We start from the raw sequence: 18,744 nt of genomic DNA on the forward strand, positions 1-18,744 counted from the left end.
TACTCAATTTCCAGCAGTAAATTTCGCCAGGGTTTCAGCCAGAGCGTCACCATCGTAGTCATCGGAAATAATGGCCTGACCGATATCTTTTAACAACACCAGACGAATCAGTCCATCCTGAACCTTTTTATCTACCGCCATCAGGTTCATAAAATCTGCAGAACTTAACTTGCCCGGAACAGTAACAGGCAGATTAGCGGCTTTCATAATGTCGCTGATACGGGTAACTTTTTCCGTGCTAAGCCATCCCATACGTTGCGACAAGTCGGCTGCCATCACCATACCTATTGCAATCGCCTCACCATGCAGACAATTCCCGTAGCCACAACCAGTCTCAATGGCATGACCGAATGTATGACCAAGGTTTAACAAAGCTCTGACACCCTGTTCACGCTCATCATCTGCCACAATGGTTGCCTTATCCTGACAGGATCGGGCAATCGCTTGTGCCAGTGCCTCAGGATCACGCGAAACCAGCAGCGACATATTCTGTTCAAGCCAGTCAAAAAATTCAGCGTCATTAATCAACCCATATTTAATGACTTCTGCCAGTCCCGAAGAAAACTGACGATCATCCAACGTTTTTAACGTGGCAGTATCTGCCAGTACACATTGCGGCTGGTAAAACGCACCAATCATATTTTTGCCTAACGGATGATTGACCGCGGTTTTGCCGCCGACTGAAGAGTCGACCTGTGATAATAAGGTGGTGGGAACCTGGATAAAGGGCACCCCCCGCTGATAACAGGCTGCAGCAAATCCTGCCATATCGCCTATAACACCACCACCCAGCGCAATAATGGTTACCTGACGAGACAATCTGGCTTCCAGTAAACGATCAAAAATCAGCTGCATGGTGTCCAGCGTTTTATATTGTTCACCATCTGGCAAAATAACACTTTCCAGCCGATAGTCTTTTAACGCTGTTTTTACGGTATCCAGGTATAGAGGTGCCACCGTTTCATTGGTAACAATCAACACTTCCTTTCCCCGGATATGGGCGGTAAATAAATCACTTTCCGATAGCAGATTTTCACCAATATGGATGGGATAACTGCGATCACCGAGTGCAACTTGAAGCGTTTTCATCATATTCAGGTTTCTTTTGTTTTTAATTGTTGCAGTTGTTTTATCACTGCGTTCACGGTTCGAGTGACAGACTGATCACCCGTTTGTAACACCACATCAGCCACTTCCCGATATAAAGGATCCCGCTGTGCCATTAGTTGTTTTATTTGCTGACGACGATCCCCTACCTGCAGTAAAGGACGGCTGGTATCACGTGATGTGCGGCGGTAAAGTTGTTCGGCTGTGGCCGCCAGATAGACAACCTTGCCACGTTTCAGATTGCGCCGATTTGCCTCCGCCAGAACAGCACCGCCACCAGTGGCCATTACAATATTCTCCATTGCGCTAAGCTCATCAATCACTTTTTGCTCGCGCTCTCTGAAGCCCTCTTCACCTTCCATCTCGAAAATCCAGGAGATGGATACACCGGTGCGCTTTTCAATCTCACGATCACTATCAAAAAACTTGCGATGCAGCTTTTTGGCAAGCTGTCGACCAATGGTAGACTTTCCAGACCCCATTGGCCCCACCAGAAATATATTACCTGAAATCACGTGGCTAATGACTCAACTGTTTATCGTGAAAAAAAACCGGATCATAGTAGATCCGGTTTTTTATATTAACTGAAAAAGCAGGAATTAATAATCCATACCTTCCTTAATAATTTTTGGTGTCACAAATACCAGTAACTCACGCTGGCGATCTTCATTCGTATTGGTTTTGAAGAGAAAGCCCACATAAGGCAAATCACCAAAGAATGGTACACGTGTCGATTCTGTTCTAGAGGTTTGTTCATAAATACCCCCCAACACCACAGTTTCGCCATTATCCACCAATACCTGCGTGCGAACGCTTCTGGTATCAATACTAGGAACGCCGAGGAAAATAGCACCTACTTCGTCTTTATTCACTTCCAGATCCATCACAATGCGATCATCCGGCGTAATCTGCGGAGTCACATCCAGTTTTAACAGTGCCTCTTTGAATGAAACCGAGGTTGCACCACTTGATGAAGCTTCCTGATAAGGAATTTCGGTACCTTGCTCAATGGTAGCCTGTTTTTGGTTTGAAGTGATGACACGTGGTGTTGAAATAATCTCACCTTTGCCTTCCTCCTGCATCGCAGAAAGCTCCAACTCCAGTACCGCTCCCAAAGGCAGTTTAGCCAACGCCAAAGCAATAGTCCCTGCCGGATTGGCAACCGGTAAGTTCACATTTAAATCCTGACCACGTAATCCAGCCTGGTTTGTGGGAACCACCGCATCCAGATTATTCGCCGGAACCTGCAAACCTTCCAGAGAACCGGATGTGCCTGCTCCCAAGGTGCCACTTTCAGCTGAGGTGCCAAAACGCACCCCCAGCTCCTTAGTAAAGTCATTGTTGGCAATAACAATCCGCGATTCAATTAACACCTGACGTACCGGAATATCCAGTTTTTCAATTAATTTGCGAACATCGGCAAGATTTCTAGCAGTATCACGAAGCAGTAAAGAGTTGGTCCGTTGGTCAACTACTACGCTGCCACGATCTGAAAGAAATCCCCCAGCACTGCTCCCGGCTGTAGTTTGACCTTGAGTTGTCGTTAAAATCTCAGCCATATCCGTGGCTTTTGCAAAGTTGACTTCAAATATCTCGGAATAGAGTGGTTCCAGCTCGACCAATTGACGTCTGGCCTCAAGCTCCTGTTTTTCGCGAGCGGCAATTTCTGCTGCTGGGGCAATCAGCATGACATTACCATTCTGACGCATACCCAGACCCTTGGTTTTCAAAATAATATCCAATGCCTGATCCCAAGGTACATTTTTCAAACGCAGGGTTAAGTTGCCGGTCACTGTGTCGCTGGTCACCAGATTCATACCGTTAAAATCAGCCAGTAACTGTAAAACGGCACGAACTTCAATATTCTGGAAATTCAGCGACAGCTTCTCACCTTCAAAGCCAAATTCATTTTCAGTGGTCTCAGCTGTAGTTCGTTCTGCAACTGGTTTTACCTCAACAACCAGCTTATCGCCAGATTGGTAAGCCAGATGTTCAAACTTGCCAGTAGTTGTAAGCACCAACCTGGACCCATCGCGTGTTTGCATACTTTCAATCAAATTCACCGGGGTCGCAAAATCCATTACATCCAGTTTGCGTTTCAATTGGTCGGGCAAGTCAACCCCAGGCAAATCTACAATCAAGTCTCCACTTTCACGACGAATATCCATAGCAGTATTTTCATTTTTTAACTGCAATATTAATCTGCCTTCGCCTTGTTCGCCGCGTCTGAAATCGATATCCGTCACCGAATTAATATCTGGAGCAGCTAACGGAGTTGTATTTGGAAGTGGTGCTTTTGCAATCTGCCCATTGTTTTCATTAAGGAAAACTTTGACGATCTTCCCTTCAACTTCAATTTCATAAGGTAATTTTCGAAGCAAATTAATAACCATCCGGGTACGGTCACCTGCTTCTACGGTAGCAATACTTCGGGTCTGACCATTATTTATCTGCTGGGTGGTTTCATTCAGTTTATTGCTTACACCATGGAAATCCAGAACGATCCGTGCGGGCTCATCGGTAGCAAAGCTTTCTGGTTTTTCAACCGCTTCGGAAAAAGTTAATGTGACAACACCTTTGTTACCCGATAACGCTGAATAATCCAAGGATTGCAGTTCATTTGCTGAAACAAGACTGCTGACGAACAATAATGAAAGCAAACCCAGACTCGACCGCCACCGCTCCATAAAATTCTTGTCGATGTTGGTGAAGGCTTGACGCCGAGTGATTTTCATTCCGTATATACTCATCATTGTTTGGCCCTTAATTTATCTCTACGACGGGTACTGTCGTCTCACGCTCGTTATAGCCGTTTCCTTCAGGAACGATCTCTTTTAATGTCAGTTGTGTTTCACTGATCGCAACAATCTGGCCATGGTTCATACCCATATAGTTACCAATTTGCACACGATGTATCGTACTGTCTGGAGCCCGTATTAATGCCCATAAACTGTCTTGTTCCAGGGTGCCGACATATTGCAAATCAGCCAGCGAATAATTTTCCAGAATTTCCTTCATCCGGTTTTCATTAGGTTGAATGCCGTTATCAACCACTTGCTCCGGTTCCGGTTCGGGAACATCAATGACGGTTGGAACAAATGGATCACGTAACTCAGCAGCAGCATAACTGAATTTTTCGTAAGGCTTCATCACTGGAATGGGAGGAATATCAACTACTTGACGTGCTTTTACTTCGGCAACATAGGCTTGCAGATCGTCTTTTGGTTGTGAACAGGCCACGAGCATAAATGCCATGGAAAGCAGAAGAAGCTTCTGAATCAATGAATGGATAACTATGGATATGTTCATCATTAATTACCCTGCTCGTCAAAGTAACGATAGGTCTTGGCCGTAATATCCATGGTCATATTCCCATCGCTGGTCAATGGACCCATTTTGAAATTATGCAGTGTCACAATACGGGGTAAGGCCGCTATCCCACTAATAAATTCAGCAAATTGATGGTACGTGCCAGTTACACGCATGGTGATCGGCAATTCAATGTAAAAATCAATTGGCCGTTCTTCTTCCGGTTTGAATAGTTCAAATTCAAGCCCATTTACCAAACCGGTTCTGGAAATATCTACCAGCAGATCAGCCACTTCACTTTTCCGGGGTAACTGCTGCAACATGGAAGCAAATGACAATTCCATTTCTTTCATCTGTTCTTTATATGCTTCAAGATTAACGGCTTTGCTTTGTTTTATCTCAAAGCTTGTGCGCAGTTCTGTTTCTGTTTGTTCAAGTTGCGCCAATTCGACGCGCTTATCTTTGATTATAAAGTAATAACCAGCGCCCCAAATCACTGCAAAAATCAGCAATCCGGCAATGATTTTTCCAATCAGAGGCCATTCGCCACTTTCATTGAAATCAATATCATTAACTGAAGGGATATCCACGACTATAGCTCCTCATCCGTTTCAGGTTTGGATTCAGTCACTTCCAGAGTGAATTGACGAATTGCATCATCACGGGAGGATGTACGCTGAATAACGCGAAGTGTTGATTCGGTGAACTCTGGATCATTATCGAGTTGATTCATAAATACGGATACTCTGGCATTAGTCTGTGCCACGCCCTGCACAATCAGTTTATCGCCCTCGCGGCTTAAAACTTGAAGATGAATACCTTCTGGTACAGTTCTCACAATAGAATCAAATACTTTTACAACTTTAGGACGGCTCTGCTGCAAATCCTGAATAACCCGCATTCTGGCCAGCAAACGATCACGTTGTTTTTCTAAATCCTGGATTTCTTTAATCTGCGTATCCAAAATGGCAATTTCTTTTTGCAAATAAGCATTACGCTGATTCTGTTTATCCAGCAAACTGTTCATATGGCTATTGAAAATAGCAAAAATGATAATGGCGAGAGCTAATGTCAGCCCCATCGCAATAAAGAACTGCTGCTGTCTTTCTTGGCGTTTTTCTTCGCGCCAGGGGAGAAGGTTGATATGTGCCATTAGTCAAAACTCCTCATGGCCAGCCCACACGCTATCATCATCGAGGGCGCATCATTACTCAATGCCTGCACCTTGACCCGGGTACCCAGCCCCATATCAGTGAAAGGGTTGGCTACTGACGTCGAGGTGCCTGTTTCTGACTCAACAATTTTATCGACACCTTCAATAGAGGCGCAGCCTCCTGCCAGAATAATATGATCAATTGATTGGTACTGGCTTGAAGCTGAAAAGAAAAACTGCAGGGCTCGAGTGATGGTTACAGCCATGGAACGTTTGAAAGGCTCAAGTACTTTTGGCGCGTAGTCATCCGGCAGGCTGCCATCTTTTTTGGCACGGCCCGCTTCCTGATAAGACATTCCATAATAACGCTCAATATCTTCGGTAAGCATCCGGCCGCCAAAAGTTTGTTCGCGGGTAAATACAATTTTGCCATTGACCAGCACGTGCAAGGTAGTAACGTTTGCACCGACATCGGCAACAGCAACCGTTAATCCATTACCCTGATTGGGTAATTGTCTGGCGATAAGAGAAAAGGCATTTTCAACAGTATAGGCTTCAACATCGACCAGCCGGGGTTTGAGACCAGCTTTTTCCAGCACATTGGTGCGAGCATCAACATTTTCACGACGCGAAGCGGCTAACAATACATCTACTGCATCAGCATCGGCTGCAGAAGGACCCAATATTTCAAAATCCAGACGCACTTCATCCAGTGGATAGGGAATATAGTTTTCAGCTTCCAGCATCACGTTTTCTTCCATGTCGCGTTCTGAAATGGAGGATGGAAAGGAAACAACTTTGGTGATAGCAGAATTTGCCGAAACCGCAACTGCAGCCTCTCGGGACTTCGTGCCTGAACGCTTTATAGCACGTCGTATCGCACCGGCAACTTCGTCACTGTTTTCAATACGACCTTCTACCACAGCATTTACAGGAAGCGGTTCCACTGCGTAGGATTCGACGGTATAACGATCACCGCGTTTATTTAGTTCTAGCAGCTTCACAACCGAAGAACTGATGTCTATCCCTAGTAAAGGGGATTTCTTACGTCCAAACATGCATCGCCCCAATTCCATCGAAATGATGTGTGCAGTACACTTACACTTGTAAGTTAAAGTAGTTTATTAACAATTACTAGGATGTCAACAACTAAAACTGTGACATCTTCCCAAAAAGTCATTAACTGGCTTTATTAGGATGTTTATATATACTCTACGGTTTTATTTTTTGCGAACGAAATAATCCAATGTCGCGACTTGTGTCACGCCTTTTTAAATGGGCCTTTACCTTTTTGATAGCTGGTCTACTGTTTATCGCTGTAGTCTATCTATTTCTGTCACCCAAGCTGCCTAGCACGGAATCGTTGCGCACGATTCAGTTGCAGATTCCTTTACGTATTTTTAGTGAAGAAGGTCTTTTGATGGCCGAGTTTGGCGAAAAGCGCCGCATTCCGGTCGCTTATGAGGACTTCCCCACTCAACTCATAGAAGCTTTCCTGGCCGCGGAAGATGACCGGTTTTTTGAACATCCGGGAGTGGATTATCAAGGCTTGCTTCGAGCAGCCTATTCACTGGCACTCACTGGTGAAAAATCACAGGGGGCAGCACCATTACCATGCAGGTTGCCCGGAATTTTTTCCTAAGCAATGAAAAAACCTATTTGCGCAAAATCAATGAAATTTTTCTATCACTGGAAATTGAAAACACGTTATCCAAAGAAGAAATTCTCACCTTATATCTGAATAAAATATTTCTTGGTCACCGCTCTTATGGTGTTGGAGCAGCGGCTGAAGTGTACTACGGGAAAACGCTTGATGAGTTAACGCTTGGTCAAATGGCAATGATAGCCGGTCTTCCTAAAGCGCCCTCGACGACTAACCCGATTACCTCCCCACAAAGAGCGCTGGATCGTCGTAATTACGTGCTCAGTAGAATGCTTGATGTAGGGTTTATTTCTCAGGCCGAATATCAAGAAGCAATAAATGAAGAAGTAAGTGCCCGCTATCATGGACGTGAAATAGAAGTCTATGCACCGTATGTTTCAGAGATGGTTCGCACCTATCTGATCGAGGAGTTTGGCGAAGAAATTTATGAAAACGGTACTAGGGTCTTTACGACGATTAAAGCCAAACATCAGCAGGCTGCCACTAAAGCTCTGCAGGATGCATTACTGGCTTATGACAAACGGCATGGATATCGCGGCCCGGCTGCCAAGGTTGAGTTAAGCGAATTACCGGATCTGGCAGCTTCAGAACTGTTCCTGAAGGATTATTCAATTATTGGAGCCATCAGTCCAGCATTGGTATTAAGTATAGAAGATAATATTGCCCAGGTTTTTGTAAAACGCTTGGGCCAAATCGAGTTACCGTTTGCCGCAGTGAGTTGGGCTCAGCCACAACTCAGTGCTAACAGCATGGGCAAAAAACCACAGACTATCGACGACGTATTGACGGTTGGCGATATCATCTATCTGCGTGAGCTGGAAGAGGATTCATGGCAGCTGACACAGATACCGGAAGTCCAGGGAGCCCTGATTTCTCTTGCTTCTGAAGATGGAGCAATCACCTCTCTACAGGGCGGATTTGATTTCTTTCAGAATAAGTTTAACCGGGTAGTGCAATCAAAACGTCAACCGGGTTCTGGCTTTAAACCATTTGTATACTCTGCTGCGCTGGAAAAAGGCTATACTGCGGCTACCGTGATCAACGATGCGCCGGTGGTATTTGATGACCCCGGTTTGGAAAATGTCTGGCGTCCGGAAAATTACAGTGGTCGATTTTTTGGCCCAACTCGTCTGAGAGAAGCACTTACTCATTCAAGAAACCTGGTATCAATAAGGTTGTTAAGAGATATCGGCATTGCCTATACGGTAGATTATGTACAACGTTTCGGGTTTCAGCCTGAACAGGTTCCACCTAATCTATCTATTGCACTGGGAAGTGGTAATGCAGCACCAATTGATATGGCAAGAGCTTATGCTACTTTGGCAAATGGTGGTCATCTGATAGATCCCTATATTATTTCCCGGGTTGAAAATACTGCTGGTGAAATCCTGATGCAGACCAAACCCAAGAAAGTCTGCGACAGCTGTGCCATACCCGCAGCTGATATCAGTGAAGAAGAAGCCCTGATGCAAGCTGAACTGTTAGGCTTTTATCCAGCAAAACAGGTCATTACTCCGCAAAATGCTTACATAATGAATAGCATGCTGCGTGATGTAGTGAAATTTGGTACAGGTCGTCAGGCATTAAGTTTAAATCGCGGTGACCTGGCTGGTAAAACCGGTACAACCAATGATCAACTGGATGCTTGGTTCAATGGCTTTAATCCCGATCTGGTTGCCATAAGCTGGGTTGGATTTGATAATCCCCGCACTTTAGGCCGCTATGAAACAGGCGGGCGTGCAGCTTTGCCAATGTGGATTGATTTTATGCGAGTTGCACTTGAAGATGTGCCCGAGCAAAACTTTGAACAACCTGTTGATATGGTCACTGTTCGCATCGACCCTGAAACTGGATTACTGGCACGTCCCGGCGATACCGAAGCAATCTACGAAACCTTCCGTAAAGATAATGTTCCGGCAATGCGTGGTGGCAGTGGTGCCACATCCACTGAACAGGATGACTCTCTGATAGAGCTGTTCTAGGTTCTGTTGATCTTTCTTAGCCACTTCTGTTGTGGGCTGAAAAAGCATCAATCAATGTAGGACAAGAGTGGTTGTGGGATATATGCATGTATCCCACTCAATTTGCGCTTTGGCAGACACGAAACTAGTCGCCAGTATTGATGTGGTGACTCATTTTGTTCAACAAGGTGGATATGTCGCTGTAGTTTCTATATAAGTCATTTCTAAGGTCGTAGGGGAAATAACGGGTAGTGGCTATGAAAAGCTAACAAACTATGGCAAATGGAAAACACTATCTCGCTATAAACTGCCGGCAGAATGACAGCTCAATAAATTGGCAACAGTGATGCCACCCTATTTAGGATAGGTGGTTCAAATTGCAATTGGGGAGATACTTAATTGGATGCTGAACGTCAATCAGCACACTGCAATTCTCAGTTAACGAACACGCTTGGCCAATTGTCCTGGCTTCAGTTCACCATTTGGATAATCGCCGTTCAATAGCCGCAATTGCTGTATCGGACTATTACTGATTCGTGTTTTGGCCGCCCAGCTGGAATAACTATCGTTACTATCGACTTTGACCACATCGATACGCTGTGCTTCAGCGAATTGCTGTTCATCCTGACGCATAGCATGGAAGCTCATCACCGTCTCACGAAACGCCGGATCAAATTTATTGAAATCTCCTGACGATTTGGTGGTCGCAATAAAAATAAACGCTTGCTCTCGTAAATATATGACCGCCACTCGAACAGGCTTGCCCTCAGCTACGGTCAAACCAGTATAACCCTGTAAGCCATTAGTGGAGAGCGGCTCCCCATTTTTCAAATCTTTAATATTCAACCTTTCCCTAATAAACTCAGCGGGGGTCTGTTTACGATTAAGATCGGAAGCTCCCATCTCAATAATAGCGGCCCCTTGCGGCGCGGTTGCACGAAGACTGGAAGGGTTGTTCTGAATATGCCAATTCTGCGGAAAACTCAATGCAAACTGCATTTCACTATGATAGAAATTTCGACCAGAGCGAATACCCTGAGATTCACTGTCTCCAAACACCATGCCATCGATACGCTGCAGATAGCGCTCAGTACCTTCATCTTCTCGAACAGTGGTTTTGTATTTATCAGCCGCCTTAACAACTTCCTGCAGCCGAGTGTCATTATCTGGGTGAGAAGCAAACAGACCGTGGTAACCCTGATAATCCTGGCCTTGTTTTTTAGCCTCGGCTTCGGCAAAAGTTGCCTGATCTTTTAATACACCAATAACTTCTATCATGGCCTCTGAAGGATAGCCAGAACGGGCCAGGTATTCGGCACCAAGCCTGTCAGACTCTAATTCGTGTTCGCGACCATAACCACTAAGTAAAGCACCACCAAACACATTAAACAGATCCTGGGCACCTGCCGTGCGTAACCCCGGAAGCAGTATTGCTCCCAGTGTGTATCCTAAACTTGCTGCCTGGGCTGCACTTTGCTGGCGCACGCCATGGCGAGCAGTTACATGACCAATCTCATGCCCGAGAACGGCTGCAAGCTCAGCTTCGGAGTTCAGATAGGCCATCATTCCCCGAGTGATATAGATATACCCACCAGGTAATGCAAACGCATTGATAACCGGTGAATCTAAAACAGTAAAGCGATAAACCAAATCATCCCGATGACTGACTGCAGCGAGTCTTTGTCCGACATCCTGAACATATCTCTGCAACGCTTCATCTTCATAACGACCATATTGTTCAATGATCTGAGGATGGTAGGTTCGGCCCATCTCAAGCTCTTTACTTTCGCTGATCATCACAAAATCCTGGCCACCTGTCACGGGATTTTGCGCACAGCCGGATAAAAGGCCCAGAAATAACAAAGCCCCTGTCAATCGACAGAGGCTTTTGTATGTAATGTTGATGATGTTCATTAGTATCTTCGGCTTAAGCCCGCAAGATTATTTTCCGTATTTTTGACGGAATTTATCAACACGACCAGCACTATCCAGCATTTTCTGTTTGCCGGTGTAGAACGGATGACATTCTGAGCATACATCCAGCGTCAGGTCATTGCCGCGTGTTGAACGGGTTTTGAAACTGTTACCACAGCTACAGGTAACATTGATTTCGCTATAATCTGGATGGATATCCGCTTTCATATCTGTTCTCGCCAATAATGATGTTTGCCCGACAAACACGATTTTTATGTTTGCCCTTTCTGAACCGCGTAATTCTACTGATCCGGCGACTTTTCAGCAAGTCCTATTAAGTATTTATTTTTATTATGACTTTTGCCCCACCAGCATCGCCATGTTTCGCCACCCCATGGAAGTATCTCCAAGTGTCGACTCTTCTCGATAAACTCTCAATTTCAGACTCGTAAATAAATTTAATAGTTCATTATCTGCCAGTAAAAATTCGGGATTCTGCGGACCGGAACCATCTACCTTATCGCGACAGAAGGTTTGATAAAAAAGTAAGCCGCCGGGCTTTAACGCATTGATAAGTTTCGGGCAAAGTTTGCGATCCAGAAACTGACTGACGACAATGACATCAAAGCTCGAATTGTCAGGCGCTGCCACACTCACATCCCGCTGCTCAGTAATAACCTGTAACTGTCGCTGTTGAACCTCTACATTCAGTTTCGCCAAAGCTTCAGAACTGATATCCCATGCGTGAGTCTGTAACCCCAGACCGGCCATCAACAAGGCATTGGCACCTAAACCACACGCCAAATCCAGCGCTATTCCCTGCTCAGGCAGTAAATGCTGATTTTGAGTAAGCACCAGAGCAGGCTCAGGATAAACAGCAATCTCTGTTTGATAGCGCTGATCCCATTTTTGCTGACTATCAGACATTATCGACGCCAGAATGCCGGGGTTAACACGACTAACAAGGTGAAGATTTCAAGACGACCTAATAACATGGCAACGCATAATATCCACTTTGATGGGGCATTAATCTGTCCAAAATTTGCCCCGACATCCCCCAGTCCCGGCCCAAGATTATTCAAACAAGCGGTTACAGCAGAAAACGACGTCACCACATCAAGGCCAGTGGCCATCAATAAAAGATGCATGATGCTGAAACAGAAAACATACAAGGCAAAGAAGCCCCAGACCGCACCAACAACTTTGGGGGTAGCGCTTTACCGTTCACTTTAATGGCAAATACAGCGTTAGGATGAATCAACCTTAACACTTCACGATATCCCTGTTTAAACAGCAGCATCGCGCGAATCACCTTAATACCGCCACCTGTGGAAAAAGCACAGCCACCGATATAGCTGGTCATCAATAATAAAATTGGCAGAAAACCTGGCCACAAATAATAATCGGTAGTGGTAAAACCAGTGGTGGTACCGATGGAAACCGCTTGGAAAATACCATGATGAGCAGCGGTCCAACCATCATCAAAGGTGCCGGTGAAATACAGATAAGTTGCCGTTATAAGCGAGATAACGAACATGATGCTTAAAAATACTTTTAACTCTGAGTCTCGCAGATAATGCATCAGAGTGCGATGGCGCCAGGCGAGAAAATGTAATGAAAAATTCATCGCTGAAACCAGCATGAAAGCCACCGCGATCATTTCAATCGTCGCGCTGTTAAAAAACCCCATGCTGGCATCGTGGGTGGAAAAACCGCCTATGGCGACGGTAGAAAAACTGTGGCCAATGGCATCAAACCATGACATACCTGCCCAGTAATAGGCGATGGCACAAGCGATCGTCAGGCTCAAATAGATATACCAGAGTGCTTTAGCCGTTTCGGTAATACGTGGAGTTAATTTGGCGTCTTTCATCGGACCAGGTGTTTCTGCACGATACAGCTGCATGCCACCGACGCCTAATAATGGCAGGATAGCAACGGCCAATACCACGATCCCCATCCCCCCCAACCACTGCAGAAACTGACGATAAAACAATACGGCTTCTGGCAGCGTATCCAGACCAACCAGAACCGTCGCCCCGGTGGTGGTTAAACCCGACATGGACTCAAACACCGCATCGGTAATACTCATCGCGGGTGATTCGGTCAGATAAAACGGTAATGCCCCAGAAAAACCCAAAGCAATCCAGAACATTACCACCACGATAAATCCATCGCGGATCTTCAACTCTTTACGGTGTTTTCTCGCAGGTAACCATAACAGCAAACCAGTACTGACCAGAATCACGAACGCTGTCAGAAAGGCGGTAGCAGCGCCGTCGTTAAACCACCATGAAACCAGCACAGGTGGCAGCATAGTGATACTGAACAGGCTCAGTAAAATGCCCAGAATGCGCTGGATAGTCATTAATTGCATGGAAGATTAAGACTCTTTACGCCGATAAAAATACTGATAATACGCCCACAAAGTCAGCATCAGCAAAGTTAAAATCCATAATGGCCATTGCCCGAAACGCACGTAGGGAGTGACTCCCTCTCTGGGTTGAATGTCACCTTTCAGTACAGCTAGTTCAAATTGAGGACTCTGTTGCTTAATAACGCCCTTATAATCAATAAACGCTGAAATCCCGTTAGTTGTGACCCGCAAAATCGGCCGCCCGGTCTCCAAGCCCCGGCTTCGTGAGATCTGTAAATGCTGGTGCGGTGCGAAAGAATCACCATACCAGGCATTATTGGTGGCGTTAATCAACATGGTTGCCGCCGGTACAGTTTCACGAACTTCAGATGAAAAGGCATCTTCATAGCAGATAGACACCCCGACTGGATAGCCTGCCAACACCATTTGCGGTTGCTCGGAACCGCCCGGTACAAACGCTGACATCGGTAAATCAAAGAATTTGATCAATCCACGCAGGGTTTCAAAAGGAACGTAATCACCAAATGGAACCAAGTGACGCTTGTGATAAAACACCGGTGTTTCGGTCAGACTGACCATACTGTTGTAATAATCTTCACCATTTTCATCCAACACCGGCAGCCCGAGAATAATATCGGTATTCTGCGAACGTGCTTCGCGACCTAATGGTTCGAGATAACCTTCATCTATTTGGTGATAAAACGCTGTTGCTGCATTTTCAGGCCAGACAATTACCTCTGCATCCCAATTCTCTCGACTCAGATCAGCATATAACTGCAATGTATTACGTAACTGCTGGGGATCCCATTTAATGTCCTGCGGCACATTGCCTTGAATCAAGGCTGCTTTAACCGGTTCACCAATGGGTTTGGTCCATTCAACCGATTGCAGGGAAAAAGCACTGCCCCAAATCACTGCGGGCAAAATGAGAAATATCCATTTACGCTGGTAAATCACTATTGCCAGACTACCGGCGGTCAATGCCACCAGCCAGGAGGCACCGTGAACACTGATTAACGGAATAAAACCGGCAAGTGGGCCTTCAATTTGTCCGGTACCCACTTCCAGCCAGGGAAATCCTGTCAGAAACCAGGCTTTAAACCACTCAAACAAAAGCCAGCTGCTGGGCAGTAATATCAGGAAATCTTTACTGGATAATGCTGGACCGGTCAGGCGTTTTAAACCCCACCCCAATACGCCGATCATGAAACCCAGAGCAACCACAAACAATGCAGTCAGCAAACCTGCAAGCAGTATGCTGGCCTGTCCAAAAACATGGATAGCCACAAAAACCCAGGAAACACCTACACCGAACATACCGGTACCAAACAGCGTGCCTCGCCACAACGCCTGACGAGGACTGACTCCTTGCCAACTGAGAAACAGCGCGAGCAGGCTCAACACCGCCAATGGGTAATAGTGAAAAGGGGCTAGACTCAGTGGCAGGATGGCACCGGCCAATAATGCTGCCCAACTGCCAAATGCGCCTTGCCAAGCCATCTGCCTGGAAGTTGTCATTATTCTGTTTCGCTTTCGCTTTCAGTTTCTTCGGGTAACTTCACCATCCGTAACAAATGAACTCGACGTTTATCTGCACGTAACACGGTGAATTCCAGTGCACCAATTGTGACTTGCTCTCCCCGGCCGGGCAGATGACCAAATTGATTCACTACATGGCCGCCAACCGTATCAAAATCATCGTCACTCCACTCGGTTTCAAAATACTCGTTAAAGTCTTCTACCGGGGTCAATGCTTTGACAGTGAAGGTATTGTCATCACGTTGCAGAATCGGCGCATCATCATCCACATCATGCTCGTCTTCAATTTCACCAACAATTTGTTCAAGCACATTTTCGATGGTGATCATGCCGGCAACACCGCCATACTCATCCACAACGATTGCCATATGATTACGACGGGCACGAAATTCACGCAGCAGAACATTTAAACGCTTACTTTCAGGGATAAACACCGCTGGACGTAACAATTCACGCAGATCAAAATTAAACTCACCAGAGCTGACCACTGCCGCCAGCAAATCCTTGGCGAGCAGAATCCCGATAACATCATCACGATCATCATCAATCACTGGAAACCGTGAATGCGATGTTTCCGTGACCAGCTTAAGTGTTTCTTCCGGTGGCGCATCTCGAGAAACCATCACCACCTGGGAACGCGGAATCATAATGTCGCGAGCTTGCATCTGTGAGACGCTCAAAGCGCCCTCGACAATCGACAAAGCTTCGGCATCGAGAATATGCCGTTCAGAAGCATTGCGTAGTAATTCAATCAACTGTTCCTGGTCTTTAGGTTCCAGGAACAGATTACTTAATTTTCGCACCCAGGAAACTGGACTGTCTGAGCGACTCGGTCGTCCCTCACTCATGATGTAACCCTCTGCTCTGTATAAGGATTGTTAATATCAAGCTTGTGTAAAATTTTAATTTCCAACGATTCCATTAATTCTGCCTCATCGTCTTCAATATGATCATAGCCAAGTAAATGCAAACAGCCATGCACAATTAAATGTGCCCAATGATCATTTATGGTTTTCTCTTGCTCGGCAGCTTCACGCTCTACTACCGGAACACACAGCACCAGATCACCTAACAACATAGGTTCTAGCGGCACAGGTGACTCAAAGGGAAATGATAAAACATTGGTCGGATAGTTTTTGCCGCGATAATCATTATTCAATTCGGCACTTTCGGTTTCATCGACCAGGCGAATGCTTAATTCACAGTCTTCGTTGACTTCCGCCAGCGCAGCACTGGCCCAGAGTTGAAATTGTTGTTCAGATGGCACATCTGCATCAGTTGCCTGCTGCAAATCGATAATGACGTTCACGACTTTGTTTCAGCCTTTTCGTAAGCCAGAATAACTTTCTGCACCAAGGAATGACGCACCACGTCTTTTGCCTGGAAAAAAGTAAAGCCAATGCCTTCAATATCTTTTAAGACTTCTATGGCATGACGGAGACCTGAACGGGTGGAACCCGGCAAATCCACCTGGGTAATATCGCCGGTGATCACCGCTGTCGAGTTATATCCCAGACGGGTCAGAAACATTTTCATCTGCTCAACCGTGGTGTTTTGTGCTTCATCCAGAATAATAAACGATTCATTCAAAGTACGGCCACGCATATATGCCAGTGGGGCTACTTCGATCACATTGCGTTCAATCAGTTTGGCAACACGTTCAAAACCGAGCATTTCATAGAGCGCATCAAATAAAGGCCGTAAATACGGATCCACTTTCTGGGCCAGATCACCTGGCAGGAAACCAAGTCTTTCACCGGCTTCAACCGCCGGTCTGACCAGTACAATACGTCTGGCAAAGTCGCGTTCCAGCGCTTCTACCGCACAGGCAACCGCCAGATAGGTTTTACCGGTACCGGCAGGTCCAACACCAAAGTTGATGTCATGGGTCATTACACGGCGCAAATAGGCTTGTTGATTTTCACCCCGCGCCTTAATCAGGCCGCGTTTGGTTTTGATGGTAACTTCTTTTTCTTCTTCAAACCCGGTGGTTTCAGTACCACCCGATTCACGAATCGCCAGATGTACCTGTTCCGGTTCCAGAACAGATTGGGCGGTGTCAGCATACAAGGCATGTATCACATCCTGTACTTCAGCCAGAATATCCGGCTTACCGATGATCTGGAACTTGCCACCACGGTTATTGATTTCCACACCGAATCCACGTTCCATCATCCGGATATGTTCATCCAGATGACCACATAGGTTGGCTAGGCGGGGATTATCCGCAGGACTTAATTCAAAGCTTATCGTGTCAACTGTAACAGCTGGAGTGACCACAAATTAGATTCCAAAAAGGAGTTAGAGGATAACGCTATCAGCAAGAAGTTCTCCTCGCAAGGAGTTGGTGTGTGCCTCTGTGACACGCACATCGACAAACTTGCCCACCAGCGCAATATCACCGGGGAAATTGACGACCCGATTATTTTCAGTTCTGCCGGCGATTTCACCGGCATCGCGATGTGCAGCACGCTCTACCAAGACACGTTGCACCGTACCAAGCATCGATTCACTCACAGCATTTTCAAGCTCACGTAAACGATCCTGCATAATTTGCAGACGCTGTTTTTTCTCTTCATCAGAAACTGAATCATTAAACATCGCTGCTGGTGTACCAGGACGCGCGCTGTATATAAAGCTAAAAGAGTGATCAAAACCTATCTGATTAATCAACGCCATCGTCGCGTTGAAATCTTCTTCGGTTTCATTAGGAAATCCGACAATAAAATCGCTCGACATACTCAGATTCGGACGGATTTTTTTGACCCGTTCAATTTTTTCAATATATTGCGCGACAGTATGGCCGCGTTTCATCATCGCCAGAATTCGATCTGAGCCGGACTGCACCGGTAAATGCAGGTGGTTGACCAATTCCGGAATTTCGGCAAACGCTTCGATCAATGAATCGGAAAATTCCACCGGATGCGAGGTAGTAAAGCGAATTCGCTCAATACCTTCAATTGCTGCGACATAGTGAATCAATAACGCCAGATCAGCGGTTTCATCATCTTCAATAATACCGCGATAGGCATTAACGTTTTGTCCTAACAGATTGACTTCACGCACGCCCTGGGCGGCCAGTTGTCGAATCTCTCGTAACACAGCACCCACTGGACGACTGACTTCTTCACCCCGGGTATACGGCACAACACAGAATGTGCAGTACTTGCTGCAACCTTCCATGATGGAAACAAATGCTGTTGGGCCATCGGCTTTTGGCGCAGGCAAATTATCGAACTTTTCGATTTCCGGAAACGAAATATCAATTTCCGGTTTATTATTTTTTCTGACATCGTCCAACATGGTGGGCAGTCGATGCAGAGTTTGTGGTCCAAAAATCAGATCGACATAAGGCGCACGTTTACGAATCGCCTCACCTTCCTGACTGGCCACACAACCGCCAACCCCAATCACCAGATGTGGTTTTTTATCTTTCCAGCGCTTCCAGCGACCCAGTTGATGAAAAACCTTTTCCTGAGCTTTTTCACGAATCGAACAGGTATTAAGCAACAACACATCGGCATCTTCAGCGATATCGGTTGTTTCCAATTGATGTGACGCAGCAAGCACCTCGGCCATCTTGTTCGAGTCGTACTCGTTCATCTGGCAGCCAAAGGTTCTGATAAAAAGTTTTCCGGCCATAAAATCAGTCAGTGATAAAGGGCGCACAGCATACGCTTTTTACGCCTTAGAGTACAGACAAGTGATTGTTTTTGTTAGC

General features: G+C 45.9%; 15 protein-coding genes and 2 pseudogenes. 1 reads left to right on the forward strand and 16 read right to left on the reverse strand.

Features of this window, described 5'->3' with window-relative positions; all coding sequences use genetic code 11:
* Nucleotides 1–3: 3 nt before the first annotated feature.
* The 7 genes from aroB to AC08OG_RS14825 form a co-directional block, all read right to left on the reverse strand.
* Nucleotides 4–1,089 carry a 3-dehydroquinate synthase gene (gene aroB, locus AC08OG_RS14795; RefSeq protein ID WP_292402989.1) on the reverse strand — a complete coding sequence of 362 codons (1,086 nt, stop codon included), beginning with the start codon at nt 1,087–1,089 and terminating at the stop codon, nt 4–6.
* Between the two features lie 5 nt (nt 1,090–1,094).
* Nucleotides 1,095–1,622, reverse strand: coding sequence for a shikimate kinase AroK (gene aroK / locus AC08OG_RS14800; RefSeq protein WP_482929822.1), 528 nt, complete (start codon nt 1,620–1,622; stop codon nt 1,095–1,097).
* A gap of 84 nt (nt 1,623–1,706) precedes the next feature.
* The gene (locus AC08OG_RS14805; protein WP_482929823.1) at nt 1,707–3,842 is read right to left on the reverse strand and encodes a type IV pilus secretin PilQ; all 2,136 of its coding nucleotides are present in this window, start codon (nt 3,840–3,842) and stop codon (nt 1,707–1,709) included.
* A gap of 28 nt (nt 3,843–3,870) precedes the next feature.
* On the reverse strand, nt 3,871–4,419 hold the full coding sequence (locus AC08OG_RS14810; RefSeq protein ID WP_292402902.1) for a pilus assembly protein PilP: 549 nt from the start codon (nt 4,417–4,419) through the stop codon (nt 3,871–3,873).
* Nucleotides 4,419–5,006 (reverse strand): type IV pilus inner membrane component PilO, encoded by a 588-nt coding sequence (locus AC08OG_RS14815; RefSeq protein WP_482929824.1) that lies wholly within the window; start codon nt 5,004–5,006, stop codon nt 4,419–4,421. The genes AC08OG_RS14810 and AC08OG_RS14815 overlap by 1 nt, the downstream gene beginning before the upstream one ends.
* Before the next feature lie 2 nt (nt 5,007–5,008).
* Nucleotides 5,009–5,569 carry a PilN domain-containing protein gene (locus tag AC08OG_RS14820; RefSeq protein ID WP_292358246.1) on the reverse strand — a complete coding sequence of 187 codons (561 nt, stop codon included), beginning with the start codon at nt 5,567–5,569 and terminating at the stop codon, nt 5,009–5,011.
* On the reverse strand, nt 5,569–6,627 hold the full coding sequence (locus AC08OG_RS14825; protein ID WP_482929825.1) for a pilus assembly protein PilM: 1,059 nt from the start codon (nt 6,625–6,627) through the stop codon (nt 5,569–5,571). Before AC08OG_RS14825 ends, AC08OG_RS14820 begins: the two co-directional genes overlap by 1 nt.
* Before the next feature lie 362 nt (nt 6,628–6,989).
* On the opposite strand from AC08OG_RS14825, the pseudogene AC08OG_RS14830 reads away from it, so the two are divergent.
* A pseudogene (locus AC08OG_RS14830) lies at nt 6,990–9,214 on the forward strand (penicillin-binding protein 1A).
* Nucleotides 9,215–9,631: 417 nt separating this feature from the next.
* Here the strand turns inward: AC08OG_RS14830 and AC08OG_RS14835 are convergent.
* The 9 genes and pseudogenes from AC08OG_RS14835 to miaB form a co-directional block, all read right to left on the reverse strand.
* Nucleotides 9,632–10,990: a M48 family metalloprotease gene (locus AC08OG_RS14835; protein ID WP_482929826.1), complete on the reverse strand. Its 1,359-nt coding sequence runs from the start codon at nt 10,988–10,990 to the stop codon at nt 9,632–9,634.
* 144 nt (nt 10,991–11,134) lie between these two features.
* Nucleotides 11,135–11,335, reverse strand: a complete 201-nt coding sequence (rpmE, locus tag AC08OG_RS14840) for a 50S ribosomal protein L31 (RefSeq protein ID WP_014705308.1) — start codon at nt 11,333–11,335, stop codon at nt 11,135–11,137.
* Between the two features lie 123 nt (nt 11,336–11,458).
* Nucleotides 11,459–12,034, reverse strand: coding sequence for a class I SAM-dependent methyltransferase (locus tag AC08OG_RS14845; protein WP_482929827.1), 576 nt, complete (start codon nt 12,032–12,034; stop codon nt 11,459–11,461).
* Nucleotides 12,034–13,484, reverse strand: a pseudogene (locus AC08OG_RS14850) (TrkH family potassium uptake protein). The gene AC08OG_RS14845 and the pseudogene AC08OG_RS14850 overlap by 1 nt, the downstream one beginning before the upstream one ends.
* Before the next feature lie 6 nt (nt 13,485–13,490).
* The gene (lnt, locus tag AC08OG_RS14855; protein ID WP_482929828.1) at nt 13,491–15,002 is read right to left on the reverse strand and encodes an apolipoprotein N-acyltransferase; all 1,512 of its coding nucleotides are present in this window, start codon (nt 15,000–15,002) and stop codon (nt 13,491–13,493) included.
* On the reverse strand, nt 15,002–15,871 hold the full coding sequence (locus tag AC08OG_RS14860; protein WP_292358259.1) for an HlyC/CorC family transporter: 870 nt from the start codon (nt 15,869–15,871) through the stop codon (nt 15,002–15,004). Before AC08OG_RS14860 ends, lnt begins: the two co-directional genes overlap by 1 nt.
* Complete coding sequence (ybeY, locus tag AC08OG_RS14865; protein ID WP_292402884.1) at nt 15,868–16,332, reverse strand: rRNA maturation RNase YbeY; 465 nt, start codon at nt 16,330–16,332, stop codon at nt 15,868–15,870. Before ybeY ends, AC08OG_RS14860 begins: the two co-directional genes overlap by 4 nt.
* Nucleotides 16,329–17,303, reverse strand: a complete 975-nt coding sequence (locus AC08OG_RS14870) for a PhoH family protein (RefSeq protein ID WP_292358262.1) — start codon at nt 17,301–17,303, stop codon at nt 16,329–16,331. The genes ybeY and AC08OG_RS14870 overlap by 4 nt, the downstream gene beginning before the upstream one ends.
* A gap of 21 nt (nt 17,304–17,324) precedes the next feature.
* Nucleotides 17,325–18,665 (reverse strand): tRNA (N6-isopentenyl adenosine(37)-C2)-methylthiotransferase MiaB, encoded by a 1,341-nt coding sequence (gene miaB / locus AC08OG_RS14875; RefSeq protein ID WP_292358264.1) that lies wholly within the window; start codon nt 18,663–18,665, stop codon nt 17,325–17,327.
* Nucleotides 18,666–18,744 lie beyond the last annotated feature (79 nt).

It is taken from the genome of Methylophaga sp. F7, assembly GCF_056863975.1.

Bases quoted from the DNA above. Each gene is read 5' to 3' on its own strand.
- miaB (WP_292358264.1), bottom strand. From the start codon at position 18,665: ATGGCCGGAAAACTTTTTATCAGAACCTTTGGCTGCCAGATGAACGAG.
- AC08OG_RS14825 (WP_482929825.1), bottom strand. From the start codon at position 6,627: ATGTTTGGACGTAAGAAATCCCCTTTACTAGGGATAGACATCAGTTCT.
- AC08OG_RS14820 (WP_292358246.1), bottom strand. From the start codon at position 5,569: ATGGCACATATCAACCTTCTCCCCTGGCGCGAAGAAAAACGCCAAGAA.
- AC08OG_RS14835 (WP_482929826.1), bottom strand. From the start codon at position 10,990: ATGATCAGCGAAAGTAAAGAGCTTGAGATGGGCCGAACCTACCATCCT.
- rpmE (WP_014705308.1), bottom strand. From the start codon at position 11,335: ATGAAAGCGGATATCCATCCAGATTATAGCGAAATCAATGTTACCTGT.
- AC08OG_RS14810 (WP_292402902.1), bottom strand. From the start codon at position 4,419: ATGATGAACATATCCATAGTTATCCATTCATTGATTCAGAAGCTTCTT.
- AC08OG_RS14860 (WP_292358259.1), bottom strand. From the start codon at position 15,871: ATGAGTGAGGGACGACCGAGTCGCTCAGACAGTCCAGTTTCCTGGGTG.
- aroB (WP_292402989.1), bottom strand. From the start codon at position 1,089: ATGAAAACGCTTCAAGTTGCACTCGGTGATCGCAGTTATCCCATCCAT.
- lnt (WP_482929828.1), bottom strand. From the start codon at position 15,002: ATGACAACTTCCAGGCAGATGGCTTGGCAAGGCGCATTTGGCAGTTGG.
- AC08OG_RS14845 (WP_482929827.1), bottom strand. From the start codon at position 12,034: ATGTCTGATAGTCAGCAAAAATGGGATCAGCGCTATCAAACAGAGATT.
- AC08OG_RS14805 (WP_482929823.1), bottom strand. From the start codon at position 3,842: ATGAAAATCACTCGGCGTCAAGCCTTCACCAACATCGACAAGAATTTT.